General features: G+C 65.2%; 23 protein-coding genes. 9 read left to right on the top strand and 14 right to left on the bottom strand.

Annotation, left to right across the window (positions count from 1 at the left end; translation table 11 throughout):
* Positions 1–3 precede the first annotated feature (3 nt).
* Positions 4–1,173: a hypothetical protein gene (locus NAV27_RS00235; RefSeq protein ID WP_008569165.1), complete on the bottom strand. Its 1,170-nt coding sequence runs from the start codon at positions 1,171–1,173 to the stop codon at positions 4–6.
* A gap of 214 nt (positions 1,174–1,387) precedes the next feature.
* Entirely contained in the window at positions 1,388–2,446 is a 1,059-nt protein-coding gene (locus NAV27_RS00230) for an aminopeptidase (protein ID WP_102828144.1), read from the bottom strand.
* A gap of 144 nt (positions 2,447–2,590) precedes the next feature.
* Here NAV27_RS00230 and NAV27_RS00225 point away from each other — a divergent pair, with 144 nt between their 5' ends.
* From NAV27_RS00225 to NAV27_RS00215, 3 genes are all read left to right on the top strand, one after another.
* The gene (locus NAV27_RS00225) at positions 2,591–3,016 is read left to right on the top strand and encodes a PA0061/PA0062 family lipoprotein (protein ID WP_008569163.1); all 426 of its coding nucleotides are present in this window, start codon (positions 2,591–2,593) and stop codon (positions 3,014–3,016) included.
* 104 nt (positions 3,017–3,120) lie between these two features.
* Entirely contained in the window at positions 3,121–3,531 is a 411-nt protein-coding gene (locus NAV27_RS00220; protein ID WP_102828273.1) for a PA0061/PA0062 family lipoprotein, read from the top strand.
* Positions 3,532–3,545: 14 nt separating this feature from the next.
* Positions 3,546–4,541 carry an LLM class flavin-dependent oxidoreductase gene (locus NAV27_RS00215; protein WP_102828145.1) on the top strand — a complete coding sequence of 332 codons (996 nt, stop codon included), beginning with the start codon at positions 3,546–3,548 and terminating at the stop codon, positions 4,539–4,541.
* Positions 4,542–4,570: 29 nt separating this feature from the next.
* Here NAV27_RS00215 and NAV27_RS00210 read toward each other — a convergent pair whose 3' ends face one another.
* From NAV27_RS00210 to NAV27_RS00195, 4 genes are all read right to left on the bottom strand, one after another.
* Positions 4,571–4,786: a dodecin gene (locus NAV27_RS00210; RefSeq protein WP_008569160.1), complete on the bottom strand. Its 216-nt coding sequence runs from the start codon at positions 4,784–4,786 to the stop codon at positions 4,571–4,573.
* A 102-nt stretch (positions 4,787–4,888) separates the two neighbouring features.
* Positions 4,889–5,104 carry a KTSC domain-containing protein gene (locus NAV27_RS00205; RefSeq protein ID WP_102828146.1) on the bottom strand — a complete coding sequence of 72 codons (216 nt, stop codon included), beginning with the start codon at positions 5,102–5,104 and terminating at the stop codon, positions 4,889–4,891.
* 16 nt (positions 5,105–5,120) lie between these two features.
* Positions 5,121–5,636: a DUF3060 domain-containing protein gene (locus tag NAV27_RS00200; protein ID WP_102828147.1), complete on the bottom strand. Its 516-nt coding sequence runs from the start codon at positions 5,634–5,636 to the stop codon at positions 5,121–5,123.
* A 112-nt stretch (positions 5,637–5,748) separates the two neighbouring features.
* Positions 5,749–6,654, bottom strand: a complete 906-nt coding sequence (locus NAV27_RS00195; protein ID WP_102828148.1) for a LysR family transcriptional regulator — start codon at positions 6,652–6,654, stop codon at positions 5,749–5,751.
* A gap of 206 nt (positions 6,655–6,860) precedes the next feature.
* On the opposite strand from NAV27_RS00195, the gene trpB reads away from it, so the two are divergent.
* The 3 genes from trpB (at position 6,861) to yghU (ending at position 10,006) form a co-directional block, all read left to right on the top strand.
* Positions 6,861–8,072 (top strand): tryptophan synthase subunit beta, encoded by a 1,212-nt coding sequence (trpB, locus tag NAV27_RS00190; protein ID WP_102828149.1) that lies wholly within the window; start codon positions 6,861–6,863, stop codon positions 8,070–8,072.
* Positions 8,069–8,890 carry a tryptophan synthase subunit alpha gene (trpA, locus tag NAV27_RS00185; protein WP_008569154.1) on the top strand — a complete coding sequence of 274 codons (822 nt, stop codon included), beginning with the start codon at positions 8,069–8,071 and terminating at the stop codon, positions 8,888–8,890. The genes trpB and trpA overlap by 4 nt, the downstream gene beginning before the upstream one ends.
* A gap of 273 nt (positions 8,891–9,163) precedes the next feature.
* Positions 9,164–10,006, top strand: a complete 843-nt coding sequence (yghU, locus tag NAV27_RS00180) for a glutathione-dependent disulfide-bond oxidoreductase (protein ID WP_102828150.1) — start codon at positions 9,164–9,166, stop codon at positions 10,004–10,006.
* A 258-nt stretch (positions 10,007–10,264) separates the two neighbouring features.
* Here the strand turns inward: yghU and NAV27_RS00175 are convergent, their stop codons facing one another.
* The 3 genes from NAV27_RS00175 to NAV27_RS00165 form a co-directional block, all read right to left on the bottom strand.
* Positions 10,265–10,831, bottom strand: coding sequence for a DUF1993 domain-containing protein (locus NAV27_RS00175; protein ID WP_102828151.1), 567 nt, complete (start codon positions 10,829–10,831; stop codon positions 10,265–10,267).
* A gap of 230 nt (positions 10,832–11,061) precedes the next feature.
* Entirely contained in the window at positions 11,062–11,679 is a 618-nt protein-coding gene (locus NAV27_RS00170) for an MAE_28990/MAE_18760 family HEPN-like nuclease (RefSeq protein WP_102828152.1), read from the bottom strand.
* On the bottom strand, positions 11,676–12,740 hold the full coding sequence (locus NAV27_RS00165; protein WP_102828153.1) for a DUF262 domain-containing protein: 1,065 nt from the start codon (positions 12,738–12,740) through the stop codon (positions 11,676–11,678). Before NAV27_RS00165 ends, NAV27_RS00170 begins: the two co-directional genes overlap by 4 nt.
* 368 nt (positions 12,741–13,108) lie before the next feature.
* Between NAV27_RS00165 and NAV27_RS00160 the strand changes: the two genes are divergently transcribed.
* Positions 13,109–14,008, top strand: coding sequence for a LysR substrate-binding domain-containing protein (locus tag NAV27_RS00160; RefSeq protein ID WP_102828154.1), 900 nt, complete (start codon positions 13,109–13,111; stop codon positions 14,006–14,008).
* A gap of 6 nt (positions 14,009–14,014) precedes the next feature.
* Here NAV27_RS00160 and NAV27_RS00155 read toward each other — a convergent pair whose 3' ends face one another.
* On the bottom strand, positions 14,015–14,206 hold the full coding sequence (locus tag NAV27_RS00155; protein WP_102828155.1) for a DUF2934 domain-containing protein: 192 nt from the start codon (positions 14,204–14,206) through the stop codon (positions 14,015–14,017).
* A 240-nt stretch (positions 14,207–14,446) separates the two neighbouring features.
* Here NAV27_RS00155 and pgm point away from each other — a divergent pair, with 240 nt between their 5' ends.
* Positions 14,447–16,111, top strand: a complete 1,665-nt coding sequence (pgm, locus tag NAV27_RS00150; RefSeq protein WP_102828156.1) for a phosphoglucomutase (alpha-D-glucose-1,6-bisphosphate-dependent) — start codon at positions 14,447–14,449, stop codon at positions 16,109–16,111.
* 34 nt (positions 16,112–16,145) lie between these two features.
* Here pgm and NAV27_RS00145 read toward each other — a convergent pair whose 3' ends face one another.
* The 3 genes from NAV27_RS00145 to NAV27_RS00135 are packed head-to-tail and all read right to left on the bottom strand — an operon-like array spanning position 16,146 to position 17,141.
* Complete coding sequence (locus tag NAV27_RS00145) at positions 16,146–16,505, bottom strand: 2Fe-2S iron-sulfur cluster-binding protein (RefSeq protein ID WP_232249080.1); 360 nt, start codon at positions 16,503–16,505, stop codon at positions 16,146–16,148.
* Positions 16,506–16,512: 7 nt separating this feature from the next.
* The gene (locus NAV27_RS00140; RefSeq protein WP_102828157.1) at positions 16,513–16,959 is read right to left on the bottom strand and encodes a GlcG/HbpS family heme-binding protein; all 447 of its coding nucleotides are present in this window, start codon (positions 16,957–16,959) and stop codon (positions 16,513–16,515) included.
* On the bottom strand, positions 16,956–17,141 hold the full coding sequence (locus NAV27_RS00135; protein WP_180981409.1) for a hypothetical protein: 186 nt from the start codon (positions 17,139–17,141) through the stop codon (positions 16,956–16,958). The genes NAV27_RS00140 and NAV27_RS00135 overlap by 4 nt, the downstream gene beginning before the upstream one ends.
* 14 nt (positions 17,142–17,155) lie before the next feature.
* Between NAV27_RS00135 and NAV27_RS00130 the strand changes: the two genes are divergently transcribed.
* Entirely contained in the window at positions 17,156–17,959 is an 804-nt protein-coding gene (locus tag NAV27_RS00130; RefSeq protein ID WP_102828158.1) for a class I SAM-dependent methyltransferase, read from the top strand.
* Between the two features lie 18 nt (positions 17,960–17,977).
* Here NAV27_RS00130 and glmS read toward each other — a convergent pair whose 3' ends face one another.
* Complete coding sequence (gene glmS / locus NAV27_RS00125) at positions 17,978–19,813, bottom strand: glutamine--fructose-6-phosphate transaminase (isomerizing) (protein WP_043294932.1); 1,836 nt, start codon at positions 19,811–19,813, stop codon at positions 17,978–17,980.

Here is a 19,813-nt window from a genome sequence, read left to right as displayed (position 1 = left end):
TCCTCAGGAAGCCTTGCGCATCAGTTCGCCACCCGGCGCCCACTGGTAACCCGCCGAGACGATGTCCGAGGCGAGCCCTTCTGAGGCGAGGTGGTTGCGGTAGTCGAGCGAGGACTGCGGCTCCTTGGCCTTGTCCACGTAGGCCGGGCCGGCGGTACGCAGGTTGACCTCGGCGGCCAGCACCTGGCGGACGAAATCGCGCTGGCTCTTGAACTCGACCATCTTCGGCAGCGGGCCGGCGAGAATCTCGGCCGGATCGCGACCTTCGAGTTTCTTGAACCACTCGCAGGCGACATTGAGGTGGCCCAGCTCATAGTCGAGGAAGCGCTCCCACATGGCCTTGATCCGCGGGTTGGTCTCCTGCTCGGCGCAGCTGGCGTACATGTAGACCTCCATCGCTTCGTGCACCAGCCACTTCTCGATGTGGCTCTCGCTGGGGTCGGACAGCGCGCCGTACTGGGTCACGTGCTGCTCCTCCACCGAAGCGATCTCGGCGTACAGCTGGCGCGCCAGCGGGTCGGCGAACAGCGGGCCGATGTTCATGTAGTAGTCGTGGGTCTGGTATTCCGCGCCGGTGATCAGCGCCGCGTGGATCTTGGTGATCAGCGCGGCGCTGTTCTTCTCGTAGTTGTCGCGGATGTCGTTTTCCGGATGGCGATGGTGCTCGGAGGTTTTCCGTCCCGGCACGATGTCGGTGTAGCCCTGCAGGATGTTGTTGGCATCCTTGCCCTCGAGGCGATCAAGCATCGCGGAGTAGCGATACAGGTGGTCGAAGTCTTCCAGCAGGCCGAAGCGATAGGTCTGTGCCTGGTAGGGATCGGGCTCGTTCTGCGCCACGGCGGCGGTCACCTCGATGGCGACCTGCTCGTAGGCGACGGTGGTTTCCAGCGGCGAGTGGTCGGCGCCGATCAGCCAGTTGATCATGGTCGCCTGGTGCTGCTCGGTGCGACGAATCTGCGCCAGCGGCAGGCGCAGTTCCTTGTTGAAGCGGGCGATGCCGTGGGAAAGGCGCAGGGCATCGGTCTCGACGCCGTTCATGAGGATGATGCGCACACGGGTAAAGGCATCGTCATCGAGCTTGCTGATCGGCTTGCCGGCCATTTCCTTCCAGGTGAACTTTTGCTTCTCCAGCGGCGTGCCTTTGTTGTCGAAAATTCCGGATAGGGTCTCCATGGAGCCTCCGTGGTTATGCGTGGGTATCAGGCATGAGGGATCGCCGCCGTATGAATCGGCGACCTAGTAAAGAGGACCGGAGGCTTCGGCAAACGATTCGCACCGTTCACGGTCGAGGGAATCGCCGCCGATGAACGGTATATCGCAACTTTTAGACACATGAACCGCGTTCGGCGCAAAGCGCCGTGGTAGCGCGCGGCGCCGTTGCGCCTGCTCAGTCGGACAGCTGCCTGAGCGCGGCCTCCCGCTCGTCGGCGGGATGCTCGGCGAGCGCCTCGACCGCCGCGTGAAAGCGCGCCCAATCGCGTTCGCTCTGTTCGAACAGTGCGGCAAACGCCGGCACCCAGCGGTCGTACAGGCCGAACGGCACCAGGCTGGCGTTGTTCAGCGGCCGCGCGAACCAGCCATCGAAACGCCGCGAGCCGCCCCAGGCACCGTCGCGCAGGTGCCGGTAGTCACGCCGCAGCCGCGTGAATTCGGCCTGTTTGAGTGCCCGCAGCTCGGCCTGCGGCCTGTCCGAGGCATACAGCGCGGCCAGCCGCTCGCGCGTAGCCAGCAGCAGTTCGACCAACTGGCGATACTGCCGCTGCGCCTGGCCGTCCAGCGGCGGCAGGCCGCGCGCGCGGCGCCACTGGCGCAGTCCCTCGCGCTCGACGAAGGTGGCGTAGGACTCGTTGAACGCGGTGTCACCGGGCACGTAGAGACGCTGGTGCGCCAGCTCGTGGAACAGCAGCGCGGCAAGCTGCTCGTCGTCACGGCGCAGCATCGAGCTGAGCAGCGGGTCGGCGAACCAGCCGAGCGTCGAATAGGCCTCGACGCCCGCCACGTGGGTATCCAGCCCCTGCGCCTGCAGACGCGCCGCCTCGCCGCGCGCGGCACCCTGGCGGTAATAGCCGCGATAGGCCACGCAGCCGGCAATCGGGAAGCAATGCTCGACGGGCTTTACCGAGAACGCTTCGGTGGCGAACAGGTTCCACACCACGTAGGGCCGCTGGATGTCCGCGTACAACCGGTAGCTGTCGTTGTCCGGCAGCCCCAGCGCGCTGCTGGCGAAGCGGCGCGCTTCCAGCGCATGCGTCAGGCGCTGACGCAACGCCGGGGCGCGGGTTTGGTCGGCGATCACCCGCGCGACCGGCTCGCGCTGGCGCAGCAGTTCGAGCTGACCGACCGCCAGCTGGCTGTAATAGCTGCAACCGTTCAGACCAACGGCAAGCAGCAGGGGAACCCAGCGCAGGGCGCGGTGGTCGATGGTGGCGGCGTTGGGCTTCGGCATCGGGAATCAACCGGTGAGTCGCAACCGGCGTCGTGCCGGGTCAGTCGGCACCCTACAAAGGCCGCGCGGCGGATGGCAATCCCACGCCGGCATTCGCTTTCGTTTCGCTAGCCGGGCGCCCGCTGCCCGGTCGGAGCCTTCCCGATGCGCGCTCTCCTCGTTGCCCTGCTGCTTTCGCCCCTCGCCGGTTGTTCGCTGTGGATGCCCAAGCCCGATCCCAGCCAGGCCTGGGTGGATCTCAAGCCGCATGGCGAAACGCAGCTGCAGGCACTGGCGGTGGACGGCAAGGCGCTGGATGACGGCCGCTACTTTCAGGTCGAGCCGGGCAGCCGCACGCTGGAGATGCGCTATCGCTTCCAAGTCGAGGGCAGCAACATCGGCCCGGCCAGCGCACCGCTGCCGCGCGACTGCAAGCTGACCCTGGCCTACGACCGTTTCAATGCCGGCGCGCGCTATCGGCTGGTGGCCGGGGGTTACGGCTTCCGTCCGTGGGCCAAGCTCTACGACGAACACCAGTACGTGCTGGCGCGCGCCGAGGAAAAGGGCTGCGGCAACCTCGCCGAACGCTGAGGCCGGTGCCCGCCCGGCGCGGTTGAAAAGCCCCGGCATCTGGCGCAGGCTCGCAGGATCGTGACGAGGCAGTGGCCTCGTGCATGCCCGTCGAGGAACTCATCATGCGCCTGACGCTCGCCCTGTTGATCGCTCTCGCCGTGACCGGCTGCGCCAGCCCGCTGCCGCCGCACGATCCGCAGATGGCCTGGGTGGACATGCGCGCGCAGACCATCGACATCTTCATGTCCGACCGGCTGGACGGCAAGCGCACCTACGACGGGCGCTTCTTCCAGGTGCCGCCGGGCCGTCATGAACTCGAAGCCAACTACGAATTCGAAGTCAGTGGCGGCGGCCTCGGCATGTTCGGCGAGACCCAGACCATGCGCTGCACGATGGTGGTGCAGTACGACCACTTCGAGGCCGGCAAGCGCTATCTGTTCCAGGCGCGCTCGCTCGGCTTCACGCCACAGGGCTGGCTGCTCGACGAACAGCGCAACGTGCTGGTCGAGGCACAGGCCGAGCACTGCTATTGAGGAAGAGGTAGACGATGTCCCGTATTGCCCAGACCCGCTTTTCCGCCCTAGACCTGGCACCGATCCGCGATGACGGCACGCCGGCCCAGGCGCTGCACAATGCCCTGGCGCTGGCACGGCACGTCGAAGGGCTCGGCTTCGAGCGCTTCTGGGTCGCCGAGCACCACAACATGGACGGCATCGCCAGTGCCGCCACCGCCGTGCTGATCGGCTACCTGGCCGCCAACACCACGCGCATCCGCCTCGGCGCCGGCGGGGTGATGCTGCCCAACCACGCACCGCTGGTGATCGCCGAACAGTTCGGCACGCTGGAGGCCCTATATCCCGGGCGCATCGATCTGGGCCTCGGCCGTGCGCCGGGTGCCGACCAGTTCACCGCGCACGCGCTGCGCCGCGACCGCATGGGCAGCGCCGACGACTTCCCGCAGGACGTCGAGGAACTGGAACGGTTGCTCGGCCCGCGCCAGCCGAACCAGCGCGTCATCGCCATGCCCGGCATGAACAGCAACGTGCCGATCTGGCTGCTCGGCTCCAGCCTGTTCAGCGCCCAGCTGGCCGCGGCCAAGGGCCTGCCGTATGCCTTCGCCTCGCATTTCGCGCCGCGCTTCATGCATCAGGCGATCAAGCTCTACCGCGACAACTTCCAGCCCTCGGCGGTCCTCGACAAACCCTACGTGATGCTCGGCGTACCGCTGATCGCCGCTGACAGCGACGAGCAGGCCGAGTACCTGGCGACCAGCGTCTACCAGCGCATCCTCGCGCTGATCCGCGGCCAGAGCCTGGTGCTGCGCCCGCCGGTGCCGAGCATGCACGGCCTGTGGCTGCCGCATGAGCAGCAGGCGGTGGGCGATTTCCTCGGTCTGGCGCTGATCGGCGGGCCGGAGAAGGTGCGTGCGCGGCTGGACGTGCTGCTGGAGCAGACCCAGGCCGACGAACTGATCTTTACCTGCGATCTGTACGAAACCGCCGACCGCCACCGCGCCTTCGAGATTCTTGCCGGGCTGAAGTGAGCCCGGCACGCCTCAGCGCGGCTGCCGCGTCAGCTGTCGTTGAGGCGGAAGCCGATCTTCACCGTGACCTGGAAGTGCGCCACCTGGCCGTCGCGGATGTGCCCGCGAATCTCGCCGACCTCGAACCATTCCAGGTTCTTCAGCGTCTTGCCCGCCTCGGCCACGGCGTTGCGGATCGCCTCGTCGACGCTGTTGCGCGACGAGCCGACGATCTCGATCTTCTTGTAGGTGTGATGGTCCGACATGAATGCCCCCTTGCGTTCGATGAGCCTCCGCTCGATTGAGGCCGTCCCTGCCTGAATTGAGGCTAGCAGAGCCACGCGAAGTTCAGCCGCCGCGGCGGCCATTCATGCGATGCGCCGGTAGGGGTAGTGCTGCGGCTTGAATACCTGATTGAAATGCCGGCCCAGCGAATCGGCCTGCAGCAGCGCTTGCACCGCCGCGGCCGGCACCTGCTCGTAGCGGTACAGCGCGCCGCTGGCGAACTCCACCTCCAGCACCTGCTGCGCGGCGTCGTAACCCAGCGAGCGTAGGCTGCTGGAGGCCACCGGCGTGCGCTTCATCGCCGGCTGATCCGCTTCACGGCTTGCGCTCGATCCGCTGATCGACGCCGCCGACGGCGAAGTGCGGCTCCTGGCCCTGCCAGAGCAACTGGTTGTCGGCACCTTCGACGGACACCTGCGCCGGCGCGTCGAAGCGCAGCTCCAGTTCGTGCTCGGCACCGCTCACCTCCACGACCGCCGGCTCGGCGCCGGCCACGATGGCCGTGCGCACACGGTTGCGGTTGGTGTCCACGCTCAGGCTGCCGACGGCCTCGGCCTGCACGCTGTTCTCGGCACCGGAGACGGTCAGCGCGGCGGCACGCTGCAGGCTCACCTGATGATCCGAGCCATAGACCTCGACCGCGCCGCAGTCGCCGGTCAGCTGGATACGGTTGCCGTTACCGGAGATGTTCACTGCCTGACCGTTGCAGGGTACGTCCCGCGACAGGCCGATGCCGTCCAGTTCGATGACGGCGGCCTGCGCCGCGGCCGAGGCCGAGGCCGAGGCCAGCAGACCGGCCAGCAGGGCCGGAGCGAGAAAGAGCGGGGTCATCTGGAAAATCCTTTTTTGCGCGAAGGGGCTCGTCGCAAGGCCCGTCGAACGCGCCACGCGGCGATGCGCATAGGACTCGACGGTCACGCCGGAGTTCGGCCGCGGCGCAGGGTCAGCCCGGCGACGGGCGCGCCTCGTGAAGCTCCGCACGCAACCACTCGGCCAGCCGCTCGGCACGCCGGCCGACCCGCCGTGTCGGCACCCACAGCGCCAGCCGTGCGGAGGTCTCGACGAAGCCCCAGGGCGCCAGCAGACGGCCGCTGGCGAGGTCATCGGCGACCAGCTGCTGCGGGGCGATGGCCACGCCGAGCCCGGCCAGCGCCGCTTCCAGGAGAAAATACAGGTGCTCGAAGCTCTGCCCCAACCGCAGCCGTGCCGGCTCCAGCCCTTGCTGCTGTGCCCAGCTCGGCCAGGCCTGCGGTCGCGAGGCCGGGTGCAGCAACGGCTCGTCGAGCAGCGCCGCCGCCGGCAGCGCACGCAGCGCGGCACACCGCGGATGATGCGGGCTGAGCACCGGGCCGATGCGCTCGGCGTCCAGCTCGAACACCTGCATGTCGGCCGGCCACGGCGGCTCGGCGTACCACAGCGTGGCATCCAGGCCGGGGCGACGCGGGTCCAGCTCGCCCTCGCTGGCCGACAGTTGCAGGCGCAGTTCCGGCAGATCGCGGTTGAGCCGGTCCAGCCGCGGAATGAACCAGCGCGCCAGCAGGCTGCCCGGACAGCCGAGCACGAACGGCGCCTCGGCGGTATCGCGACGGAGTTCGTCACAGGCGCCGCGCAGCTTGGCGAAAGCCTCGCCACTCGCCTCGCCCAGCCGACGCCCGGTATCGGTGAGTTTTACGCCGCGCCCTTCCTTTTGCAGCAGCGCCACCCCGAGGGTTTCCTCGAGCGTTCGCAGCTGCCGGCTGATGGCCCCGTGGGTGACGTTCAGCTCGTCGGCAGCGCGCTTCAGGCTGCCCAGGCGGGCGACCGCCTCGAAGGCACGCAACGCGTTGAGGGGGGGAAGCTCAGTCGCCATAGGTGAGTTTTCCTGACGTGTTTCGGCGATCTTATCGCTTTTCCGCGAGGGCCTGCAGCCGTAAGCTCGCCCTCATACCTGCCGTAGGGTGGAAAACCCGCGAAGCGATTTTCCACCGTCGATCACGATGGTGGACAAGGCTGCGCTGTTGTCCACCCTACGGTCACCCCGACTGCGTACACCGGCACCCAATCAAGGAGCGCTCCATGACCTCATACCGCACCGGCCCGGACAACCGCGGGCTGTTCGGCCGCTTCGGCGGCCAGTTCGTCGCCGAAACCCTGATGCCGCTGATCAACGAGCTGGCCGCCGAGTACGAGAAGGCCAAGAGCGATCCGGCGTTCCTCGAAGAGCTGGCCTACTTCCAGCGCGACTACATCGGCCGCGCCAGCCCGCTGTACTACGCCGAGCGCCTGACCGAGCACTTCGGCGGCGCGAAGATCTACCTCAAGCGCGAGGACCTCAACCACACCGGCGCGCACAAGATCAACAACTGCATCGGCCAGATTCTGCTGGCCAAGCGCATGGGCAAAAAACGCATCATCGCCGAGACCGGCGCCGGCATGCACGGCGTGGCCACCGCCACCGTCGCCGCGCGCTTCGGCATGCAGTGCGTGGTCTACATGGGCACCACCGACATCGACCGCCAGCAGGCCAACGTCTTCCGCATGAAGCTTCTGGGCGCCGAGGTGATCCCGGTCACCGCCGGCACCGGCACGCTGAAGGACGCGATGAACGAAGCCCTGCGCGACTGGGTGACCAACGTCCACAACACCTTCTACCTGATCGGCACCGCTGCCGGCCCGCACCCCTACCCGGCCATGGTCCGCGACTTCCAGTCGGTGATCGGCAACGAGGTCCGCGAGCAGATCATGCAGAAGGAAGGCCGCCTGCCCGACTCGCTGGTCGCCTGCATCGGCGGCGGCTCCAACGCCATCGGCCTGTTCCACCCGTTCCTCGACGATGAAAGCGTGCAGATCGTCGGCGTCGAGGCCGCCGGTCACGGCATCGACACCGGCAAGCACGCCGCCAGCATGGCCGGCGGCGCGCCGGGCGTGCTGCACGGCAACCGCACCTTCCTCTTGCAGGACGCCGACGGCCAGATCACCGACGCGCATTCGATTTCCGCCGGCCTCGACTACCCCGGCGTCGGCCCGGAACACGCCTGGTTGCACGAGATCAAGCGCGTCGAGTACGTGCCGATCACCGACGACGAAGCGCTCGAAGCGTTCCACCAGTGCTGCCGCCTGGAAGGCATCATCCCCGCGCTGGAAAGTGCCCACGCCCTGGCCGAAGCCTTCAAGCGCGCCGCCAGGCTGCCCAAGGAGCACCTGATGGTGGTCAACCTCTCCGGCCGCGGCGACAAGGACATGCAGACCGTGATGCATCACATGGCCGAACAGGAGAAAAAAGCATGAGCCGCCTGCAGAGCCGCTTTGCCGAACTGAAGCAGCAGAACCGCGCCGCCTTGGTGACCTTCGTCACCGCCGGCGACCCGGACTACGCCACCTCGCTGGCGATCCTCAAGGGCCTGCCCGAAGCTGGCGCCGACGTCATCGAACTGGGCATGCCGTTCACCGACCCGATGGCCGACGGCCCGGCGATCCAGCTGGCCAACATCCGCGCGCTGGCGGCCAAGCAGAACCTGCCAAAGACGCTGCAGATGGTCCGCGAATTCCGCGAAACCAACGCCAGCACGCCGCTGGTGCTGATGGGCTACTACAACCCGATCTTCGCCTATGGCGTCGAACGCTTCGTCGCCGATGCGAAAGAGGCCGGCGTCGACGGCCTGATCGTCGTCGACCTGCCGCCGGAACATAACGACGAGCTGTGCGACCCGGCCCAGGCCGCCGGCATCGACTTCATCCGCCTGACCACGCCGACCACCGACGACCAGCGCCTGCCCACCGTGCTCAACGGCAGCTCGGGCTTCGTCTACTACGTCTCGGTGGCCGGCGTGACCGGCGCCGGCTCGGCCACCCTGGAGCACGTCGAGGAAGCGGTGGCGCGCCTCAAGCGCCACACCGATATTCCGGTATGCGTGGGCTTCGGCATCCGCACGCCGGAGCAGGCCGCGGCCATCGCCCGGCTGACCGAGGGCGTGGTGGTCGGCTCGGCACTGATCGACCAGATCGCCAGCGCCAAAAGCCCGGAACAGGCGGTGCAAGGCGTGCTGGGCCTGTGCCGCGAACTCAGCACCGGCGTGCGCAACGCCCGCGGCGGCGCCCGCGGCTGAACATCCCCGCTCCACACGTAGGGTGGAAAACGGCGCAGCCTTTTCCACCGGCCGGAACGCCGCAACGGCCCAGCGCCGGTGGATGATCGCCCAGGCGGTCATCCACCCTACGCGCCACGCTTGAGCGACACGCGCTTTCCGCGCGCCCTCACACAGCACCTCCCACTCGTCGAGCATCGATGATCGCTATCGATCCGGCTGATTTCGCCCCGGCGCGCCGAGCGCGTAGCATGCTGCGCACGCCCCGATTCGAATCACGCTGAGGAGATCGTCATGTCCGACAAGAGCTACATCCCGCCGAAAGTCTGGGTTCACGACGCACCGTCCGGCGGCCAGTTCGCCAACATCAACGCACCGACCGCCGGCGCGCGAGTGCAGCGGGCGCTGCCGGTGGGCAAGCATCCGCTGCAGCTGTATTCGCTGGCCACGCCCAACGGTGTGAAGGTCAACATCATGCTCGAGGAACTGCTCGCCAGCGGCCACGCCGGCGCGGAGTACGACGCCTGGCCGATCCGCATCGGCGATGGCGACCAGTTCGGCAGCGGCTTCGTCGAGGTCAACCCGAACTCCAAGATTCCCGCGCTGGTCGATCACAGCGCCGAAGGCGGGCCGCTGCGGGTGTTCGAGTCCGGCTCGATCCTGGTCTACCTCGCGGAGAAATTCGGCGCCTTCCTGCCCACGGAACTGCGCGCACGCACCGAGACGCTGAACTGGCTGTTCTGGCAGATGGGCTCGGCGCCGTTCCTCGGCGGCGGCTTCGGCCACTTCTACGCCTACGCGCCGGAGAAATACGAATACCCGATCAACCGCTACGCGATGGAAGCCAAGCGTCAGCTCGACGTGCTCGACCGCCAGCTGGCCGAACACCGCTACGTCGCCGGTGACGACTACAGCATCGCCGACATGGCGATCTGGCCCTGGTACGGCGTGCTGGCGCTGGGTGAGCTGTACGGCGCGGGCGAGTTCCTCTCGGTGCAGGACTACCAGCACGTGCAGCGCTGGGCAAATGAGATCGCCGCACGCCCGGCCGTCATCCGTGGCCGCAAGGTCAACCGTACCTGGGGCGAGGAATCGGAGCAGGCGCCCGAACGCCACAGCGCGGCCGATCTCGACTGAGCACGCCGCGCGGTTCGTAGGGTGGAAAACGGCAATGCCTTTTCCACCTTGCCCGCGTCCCGAACGGTGGATAAGCGCGCTGCGCGTTATCCACCCTACGCGCTACCTCACTTGCGCAACATGACGGCGAGATCCGTCTTTGCGTTGCATCCGGCCCTCGCGCATCAGGAGGCCGAGAAGGCTCCACGACAGACCCGTAGGGTGGAAAACGGCGCAGCCTTTTCCACGCGCCCACGCGTTACGTCCGGGCTGCCTTCGCTACCCCTTCGGAATCGATTCCGGACGCAGATAGGGCAGCATGTGCGCCACGTAATCCGCCTTGCCGAGCGCGATCCCTTCCTTGCGCAAGATCGAATACGCGGTCATCACGTGGAAATAGAACTGCGCCAGCGTCCAGTCACGGGCGTACTGCCCCGCGGTCAGGTCGAAGATCATCCCGTTTGCCAGCTCATGGGCGATTGGCTTGCCCGCGTTGGCATCCAGCGCATCGGCGGCGAGGCCGTCGAGCAACGCCACCGTCTCCTCGATCCGCGCATAGGCATCGGCCAGCGTGCCCGGCCGCTCACCCGCCTGCCGCCCCTCGTCCAGCAACTCGTTGATGACAGCCGGAAAGGCCTCGCCTCTCAACCGGCACACCGCCTCCCGCGCCTGCACGCAGGCAAAGCGAACCTGAGTCGACAGCGGAAACATATCCGGCGCCAGCCGCGCGGATAACAACGCCTGCGCCTCCGCTTCCGGCAGCTGGGCCTGCGCCTTCTTCAGCCAGCCGGAGAGGGTTTTGAGCATTTGCGTGTAGGTGGGGACGAGGAGAGTTGTTAGCAGCATGGGTTTGGACCTTGTGGAGAGCTACGCCGGAGAAAGTGGCAGCGTGTTACGAGCCTAGCAACCTGCGGATAAATGTCTGTCCCCCTTTTCCGTGTTTTCCTGCAATATAAAGCTAGCAACCTGCAGTAAATGAATCTGTCCCTTTCCCGGCCTAAAATAAAGCGGCATAGCACGGCCTAGCAAGCTTGCCAGCATAAATGGTCTGACCCAGGTTACCGCTGCGCTACAACTCACGATTTAAAAGGTGAACAACTTAGCCGCTCGTCAATCTGCAATGCTAAATCATACATCACATCGTACACTGCCTGTTCAAACCCTAAATAATATGAGACCTCATCAATCAAATTATTTTTCCCATGAGCAATTTCGTTCCTCCGGCTAACCAAGGTTCTTAGTTTAACCTCATGCTCCAAAATCTTAGAGCAACTCAAATCAGCAGTGACAAGCAAATCATTAAGCACGTTCGGCCAAAGGTTAGACTGAGTATCTACCTCAGGAAAGACGGGAGCTTTTTCCATATAGCTAGCGTGGAACTTTTTCACACCCTCCAGGAAGTCCGGAACACTGGAGTGCTTTAGCAAATTCAGAGGAACTGCTAACGCAAATACCTGCGTTGACGCAGGCAATTCAGAGCATACAACTTCAGCCTTGCTTATCGCATCAAAATATATAGTAAGCGCCTCTTTACAAAATCCCTCATAATGAGCATAGAGCATCGCCCACGCTGCCCTAAGCAGGGTTCTTCGCTGTATGTTAGAACTCGATGCAGAAAGCAGAACTCGCATAGTTGCGATTTCAGTTTCACGCCAGTCAAGATCTCTAGTAAGAGCATCCAGAACATCTGTCATGCAGCTAGGTACTCTGACACTACCGCAATCCTTTCGTTAAGCTTGGGAACAGTATTAGCTCCAGGTCCTGTTGCGTTAATAAAACGGTCATCTGAGAAAGCAGCCTGAAGCCGCTTTCTCACATCCTCAGCAGAAAGCGCTACCAAAGAATCTCGATTACTGTCAAACGCACATACAGAAGCCTCATAGTATGCAGGCGCCAGCCTACCCACTGCTTGCCCATCGTCATTGAAGCGAGTGAAGGCATCACTGCCTAATTTTTCACTAATTAAGTCAAATACCGTAAAGAACCGCTGTCGCTCCGCTGTTAAATCAAAAGGTTGTCTGCCGAATAAAATGTCCTCCATGAAGGAATCCAGCCAAGTCTCAATATTACCCTTATAATTTTGGCGATATAACGTAACCGCAAAGAACCGAAGAACAAGCTCCTCATCAGCTCGCTTCTCTCTAAAATTAGCCGGCAGTCGAGAGGTTGCAGTTAGGTAGTTTGGGTATTGCGCCATTTCCTGGATCGCATCATAAAATATATCCCCCCCCTCCACCATTCTCGAGCTACAATTTCTTATTTCTTGCGCTGACAAAAGAGAGCCGCCAGTATTCAGCCGCTTAAACATCTCGTACTTAACAAAAGCATCACCGGTTTTGTTGATTATTGTCGCTCGTATGGGGGATCTTTTTACTTTTAATCGAACGGTTAGCGGAAGATCTTGAAAGCGCAGGCCATTTAGCGAATCTAAAATATCGCACCCGATCAACACGAGCTCCGGCTCATTTATAGCTTCATGATCTAAGAACTGCAAAACAGAGCTAGTTCGCTGTAGGCCGTCAATAAGCTCCAAGACACCATTATCGCCTTCAACAAGGAATATAGGGGGAATCGGCAAACCCAATATTATCGATTCTATCAGTCTAGATCTTTGTTCGTTTGACCAGCGGAATAGCCTTTGATACTCCGGACGAATTATTATCTCTTTATCGTTATGCAAATTAAGCAATTCACCAAAAGAAAAATCTACAGCAGTAGTACGTATCTCTTTTCCAAACTCTGTTGTGTCATTCATGGACGTTACACGCCTTAAGATAAGTCTGGTCGGAGTCTAGCTTCCGTTGGTAAATTTGTAAAAACACATTGATGACACTTACTTTTACGGCGTGGGAATTTTTATCACCGCCAATTCGGCCACCACATCGCTTCCTGCGCCACTTCCACGACGTGTATCGAGTGCGCAGTTGCTGCGCGTGATGGCACATTAGTCACTGCTTACGCATGGGGTAAAGCAGACGATGGATTGATGCCCGCTTTTGGTGCGGTTTTCTGATCGCGGTCAACCAGTCGGCGGCCTCGACCATAGCTAGCCGGAAACCGCGCCGGTTGAAGCCACTCAGCACTGGCGCCAGACTCACCTCTCCGTCCTCTCAGACGATCCCCATGAAAACCAACCTCGACGAAATGCTCGCCTTTGTCAGCGTGGTCGACAGTGGCTCGATCAGTGCCGCGGCCGAGCAGCTGGAACAGACCGCTTCGGGCGTCAGCCGGGCGTTGAGTCGGCTGGAAGAGAAGCTGGCGGTAACGCTGTTGCGCCGCACCACGCGGCGGTTGGAATTGACCGAGGAAGGCGCGGCGTTTCTCGCCCAGGCACGGCGGATTCTGGCCAGCGTCGAGGAAGCCGAGGAGCAGATGGCGCTGCGCCGGCAGGCGCCGGCCGGGCGCTTGCGGGTCAATACCGCGTCGCCGTTCATGCTGCATGTGATCGTGCCGCTGATCGGCGATTTCCGTGCACGCTTTCCGCTGATCGAGCTGGAGCTGTACAGCGATGACCGCATCGTCGATCTGCTGGAGCGGCGCATTGATCTGGCCATCCGCATCGGCCCGCTGCCCGATTCCAGCCTGCATGCACGGCCGCTGTACCACACCCTGCGCCGGGTGCTGGCGAGCCCGGCCTATCTGGCGCGGCATGGCACGCCGCAGCGGGTCGAGGAGCTGGCGGATCACAGCCTGATCGGCTTTACCGAGCCGGATCGCCTCAACGACTGGCCACTGCGCCATGCACTGGGCGAAAGCTGGCGGATCGCCCCGGCGCTGCGGGCCTCCAGCGGCGACACGGTGCGCGAGCTGGCGCTGGCCGGCGAGGGGCTGGCGTGCCTGTCCGATTTCATGACCGACAGAGATCGCCAGCGCGGCGCGCTGGTGGAGGTGCTGGCGGCGCAGCGGGTCGACGTGCGCCAGCCGATCAACGCGGTGTATTACCGCAACAGCGCGCTGGCCTCGCGCATCGCCTGTTTTCTCGATTACCTCAGCGAGCACCTGGGCGCGGATGCGGCGCGCTGAAGCTCGCTATCGCTCGCGGCGCGACATGGGAACGGCGACACCGCTTTCGATGCTACCGGGCAGTGCATCGCCTTCCTGCTCGTAAGGCTCGATCTCGTCCCGGGCGCGCTGCCAGTGTTCGGCTTCCTGACCGTCGGGGCGGCCCTCGGCGTCCCATATCTCGTAGGCGCGTTGGCGAATGCGTTCCTCGATATTCATGGCTGGACCTCCGCTAACAGGCCGGCGACGGCCGGCCGCTATGCAGGAGAATGGCAGCTTCAGTGATTGCTTCCAGCCCGGGCGACGAGCGTATTCGGTTTCACCGGAACGCCGGGCTGTGGAACCGTCGCCGCGCACGCGGTCTTAGCTCTGGATAAATGGCGCCGACTGGCGTTTCATTCGCTTCGCGCCGCGCCCCGATTGGGCCGGCGTTTCGCCTTCTTCACACAGGACCCATCGATGAGCCTCGCCCCCAATGCAGGACGCCTGCCCGACCCGCATACCCTCACCCACCTGCCGCGCCTGGTGGCACGCTACTACAGCGACCGCCCGGACCCGGCCGACCCGGCGCAGCTGGTGGCGTTCGGCACCTCCGGGCACCGCGGCTCCTCGCTCAAGGGCAGCTTCAATGAGTGGCACATCCTCGCCACCACCCAGGCGATCTGCGATTACCGCCGCCAGGAGGGCATCGACGGTCCGCTGTTCATGGGCATGGACACCCACGCGCTGTCCGAACCGGCGTTCATCTCGGCGCTGGAAGTGCTGGCGGCCAACGGCATCCAGACGCGCATCGACGCCGGGTGTACGGAGACCAACGGCGAGCCGGGCTATACGCCGACGCCGGCGATTTCCAACGCGATCCTCACTTACAACCGCGGCCGCACCAGCGGGCTGGCCGATGGCATCGTCATCACGCCGTCGCACAACCCGCCGGGCGATGGCGGCTTCAAGTACAACCCCACCAATGGCGGCCCGGCCGATACCGGCGTGACCAAGTGGATTCAGGAACGCGCCAATGCGCTGCTGGTCGCCGGACTCGAGGGCGTCAAGCGCATGGATTACCGCCAGGCGCTGAAGGCCTCGACCACCCAGCGCTTCGACTTCATCGACGCCTATGTCGGCGGGCTGGAGCAGGTGATCAACCTCGCCGCGATCCGCGATTCCGGGCTGAAATTCGCCGTCGACCCGCTGGGCGGCGCCGGCGTGCACTACTGGACGCGCATCGCCGAACGCTACCGACTGCCGCTGGAAGTGCTGTCCACGGTGGTCGACCCGACCTTCCGCTTCATGCGTCTGGACTGGGACGGCAAGATCCGCATGGACTGCAGCTCGCCGCATGCCATGGCCGGACTGATCGAGAACAAGGACCGCTTCGACGTGGCCTTTGCCTGCGACACCGACCACGACCGCCACGGCATCGTCACCCGCTCCGGCGGGCTGATGAACCCCAACCATTACCTGGCGGTGGCCATCGAATACCTGTTCACCCACCGCCCGGGCTGGAGCGCCGAGGCCGGCATCGGCAAGACGCTGGTGTCCTCGTCGATGATCGACCGCGTCGCCGCCGGCATCGGCCGCCGTCTGGTGGAAGTGCCGGTGGGCTTCAAGTGGTTCGTCGACGGCCTGATGGACGGCAGCCTGGGCTTCGGCGGCGAGGAATCGGCCGGTGCGTCGTTCCTCGACCTCAACGGCAATGCCTGGTCCGCCGACAAGGACGGGCTGATCCTCGGCCTGCTCGCCGCGGAGATCACCGCCGTCACCGGCCAAGACCCGAGCGAGCGCTACCAGGCACTGACCGAGCGCTTCGGCGCGCCGGTGTACCAACGTATCGACGCGGCCGCCAACCGCGAGCAGAAGGCGCGCCTGGGCAAGCTGTCGGCCTCGCAGGTCACGGCGAAGGAACTGGCCGGCCAGCCGATCACCCGCATCCTCACCGAGGCACCGGGCAATGGCGCGGCCATCGGTGGGCTGAAGGTGGAGACGGAAAACGGCTGGTTCGCCGCGCGGCCGTCCGGCACCGAGGACGTCTACAAGATCTACGCCGAGAGCTTCGACGGCGAGACGCACCTGGCGCGCATCCAGGCCGAAGCCAAGGCGCTGGTGGATTCGGTGCTGGCCGGCTAATCGGCAGCCGCGCCGCGCAGTCAGTGACGCAGAGTCAGTGACGCGCCGGCGCGGCCTCGGTACCACCTTCCTCGGCAGACGGGGCCGCGCGGCCGCAGACGCTCTTCTTCATCTTGCCGACCACCTGCAGGCAGAGGTCGCTGTGCGGCATGATGCGGCAGGCCAGCGCCATGCCCTGCGCCTGTTCCTCGGCGCTGACATGGGCCTGGCTCATCACCTTCGCCTCGTAGCTGCCCTGGGTCACCTGCACCTTGCACACGCCGCAGCCGCCGCCGCGACAGCCCAGCGGAATGCCGCGCCGGCCGAGGCGCGCCATGCCGTGCAGCACCGATTCGTGCTCGTCGCAGGGATAGTGCTCGGCGGTGTCTTCGATGGTGATCTGGTGCTTCATCATCGCGCCCTCACTCTGCCGTGTTCAGACCCAACGCTGCCAGCGCGGCGCGGGCACAGGCTTCGTCCTGCTCCTCGCTGCCGCCGGAGACGCCGACGCCACCGATGCAGCGCCCCTCGATGAGGATCGGCAAACCGCCGCCGAGCACCACCAGCCGTGGCCGGGTGGTCAACCCGATGTGCAGGCGCGGGTTGTCGCCGATCACCTCCAGCCATTGGCCGGAGGGAAAGCCGAAGCTGGCGGCCGTGTACGCCTTGTCGATGGCGATGCTCTCCGAATGCAGGAAGGCCTCGGCCATGCGCAGATAGGCCAGCGTATTGCCGCTGCGGTCGACCAGCGCCACATGCACACGGATGCCCAGCCGCTCGGCGCAGTCCAGCGCCGCCTGCGCGGCCACGGCGGCGCCGCGCCAGTCCAGACGCAGCCCCTGGGGTTGGAGGAATTCGGCCTGCGTCATGGCGCGACCTCCCCTGCCTGCTCGCGCGCCGCGATCTCCGCCGCGCGCAGCAGGTCGGCCGGTACGCCGCCGATCGACCAGCCAACTTCGCCGGCCACGGCAAAACACTCGCGCGGGCGTCTGCTGCGCAGCGCCGCATCGCGCCGCAGCACGCGTCGCGAGTACTCTTGCGTGAACTGCAAGACCGGGAACCCGCATGAGCCTCGATGACATCGACTTCGCCGAACGCTATCGCCAGCACCTGCGCCGCAGCGCCCGCCCATCCAAGCCGCCGGGCGCCTGGGACAAGCGTGCCGTCGAACTGGCGGGCAAACCGCTGGGCGGCGCCTATACCGACGCGTTCATAAGGCTCATGGACCTGAGCGGCGCTCGCAGCCTGCTGGATATCGGCTGCGGTCCCGGCACCCTGTGCCTGCCGCTCGCCGCGCAATTCGAGCAAATCTACGCGCTGGACTACAGCCCCGGCATGCTGGCCTGCCTGCAGGCGCGCATCGATGAATCGGGCGTGGACAACGTGCAGCCCCTGCAATGCGCTTGGGAGGACGACTGGAGTGCAGTTCCGGTGTGCGACATCCTGATCGCTTCGCGCTCGGGCCTGGTCGATGATCTGGATGCCGCGCTGGAGAAGATCCACCGGCATACCCGGCTGCGGGCCTACATGACCCAGCTGGCCGGCGGCCACTTCATCGATCCGGCCATTGCCCGCCTGCTCGGACGCGAGCAGGCCAGCGTGCCGGACTACATCTACACCCTCAACCTGCTGCACCAGCGCGGCATTCATCCGCGCCTGGACTATATCGAGCTGCCCAGCCGCCTGGCTGGCTGCACCACCTTCGAGGAATTCGCCGAGCGCGTCGCCGGATCGCTCGGTCCGCTCGACAACGGGCAGCGCGAAACCCTGGCCGACTGGTACCGCGCCGACCCGGAGCGCGCCCGCCAGGGCGGCGCGCCGATGCGCTGGGCCTTCATCGGCTGGACGGTACCGTCGGCCACCACCTAACGGCGGGGGCCAGCGCGGTTATTCCACGGTGACGGACTTGGCCAGGTTGCGCGGCTGGTCAACGTCGGTGCCACGTAGCACGGCGACGTAGTAGGACAACAGCTGCAGCGGCACGGTGTAGAGGATCGGTGCCAGCGCATCGTGGATGTGCGGCATGTTCACCACGAAGGTGCCCTCGCCATTCTCCAGCCCGGCGGCGCCATCGGCGAAGACGATCAGCTCGCCGCCACGCGCACGCACTTCCTGCAGGTTGGACTTTAGCTTCTCCAGCAGCTCGTTGTTCGGCGCCACGGTGACCACCGGCATGTCGGCGTCCACCAGAGCCAGCGGACCGTGCTTGAGTTCGCCGGCCGGGTAGGCTTCGGCGTGGATGTAGGAGATCTCCTTGAGCTTGAGTGCACCTTCCATCGCCACCGGATACTGCGCGCCGCGACCAAGGAACAGCGTGTGGTGCTTCTCGGCGAAATGCTCGGCGACCTTCTCCACCGTGGTGTCCATCGCCAGCGCTTCGCCCAGACGCGTCGGCAGGCGGCGCAATTCGGCCACCAGCTCGGCTTCCCTGGCCGCCGTCAGGCTGCCGCGCACCTGGCCGAGGGCGAGGGTCAGCAGCATCAGTCCGGTCAGCTGGGTGGTGAAGGCCTTGGTCGAGGCGACGCCGATCTCCGGCCCTGCCTGGGTCAGCAGGCAGAGGTCGGATTCACGCACCAGCGAGCTGATGCCGACGTTGCAGATCGCCAGGCTGGCCAGATAGCCGGCGTCCTTGGCATTGCGCAGCGCGGCCAGGGTGTCGGCGGTCTCGCCGGACTGGGAGATGGTGACGAACAGGCTGTCGGGCTGGACCACGACCTTGCGGTAGCGGAACTCGCTGGCAACCTCGACCTGACAGGGAATCCCGGCCAGTTCTTCGAGCCAGTATCGCGCGACCATGCCGGCGTGGTAGCTGGTGCCGCAGGCGACGATCTGCACGTTGCGCACCTTGGCGAACAGCTCGGCGGCCTGCGGGCCGAAGGCCTGCACCAGCACCTGGTTGTCACCCAGGCGACCTTCGAGGGTGCGCTGCACAACCTTGGGCTGCTCGTGGATTTCCTTGAGCATGAAGTGCCGGTACTCACCCTTGTCCGCCGCCTCGGCGCCTTCGTGGTATTGCACCGCTTCGCGCTGTACCGGCTGCCCGGCGGCATCCCAGATCTGCACGCTGTCGCGGCGAATCTCGGCGATGTCGCCTTCTTCCAGGTACATGAAGCGGTCAGTGACCTGACGCAGCGCCAGCTGGTCGGAGGCGAGGAAGTTCTCGCCCAGTCCGAGGCCGATCACCAGCGGGCTGCCGCTGCGCGCGGCGAGCAGGCGATCCGGCTGGCGCGCCGAGATCACCGCCAGGCCGTAGGCGCCGTGCAACTCCTTGACCGCCGCCTTGAGCGCCACGGTGAGATCGCCGAACTCGTCGAGCTTGTGGTGCAGCAAGTGGACGATGACTTCGGTATCGGTGTCGGACTGGAATTCGTAGCCCAGCGCCTTGAGGCGGCTGCGCAGCGCCTCGTGGTTCTCGATGATTCCGTTGTGCACCACGGCCAGGTCGTGGCCGGAGAAATGCGGGTGGGCGTTGCGCTCGCAGGGCGCGCCGTGGGTGGCCCAGCGGGTGTGCGCGATGCCCAGACGGCCGGCCAGCTGGGCCTCGGTCTGCGCCTGCTCCAGCTCGGCAACCTTGCCGGTGCGGCGCAGGCGCTGCAGCGTTCCGGCGCCATCCAGCACGGCGACGCCGGCACTGTCGTAGCCGCGGTATTCCAGGCGCTTGAGGCCTTCGAGCAGGATCGCGGTGATGTTGCGTTCGGCGACGGCGCCAACGATGCCACACAT

The organism is Stutzerimonas degradans, from assembly GCF_024448505.1.
Classification (GTDB): domain Bacteria; phylum Pseudomonadota; class Gammaproteobacteria; order Pseudomonadales; family Pseudomonadaceae; genus Stutzerimonas; species Stutzerimonas degradans.
Note: the sequence above shows the minus strand (reverse complement) of the source record. Positions and strands in the feature narration are given on the sequence as shown.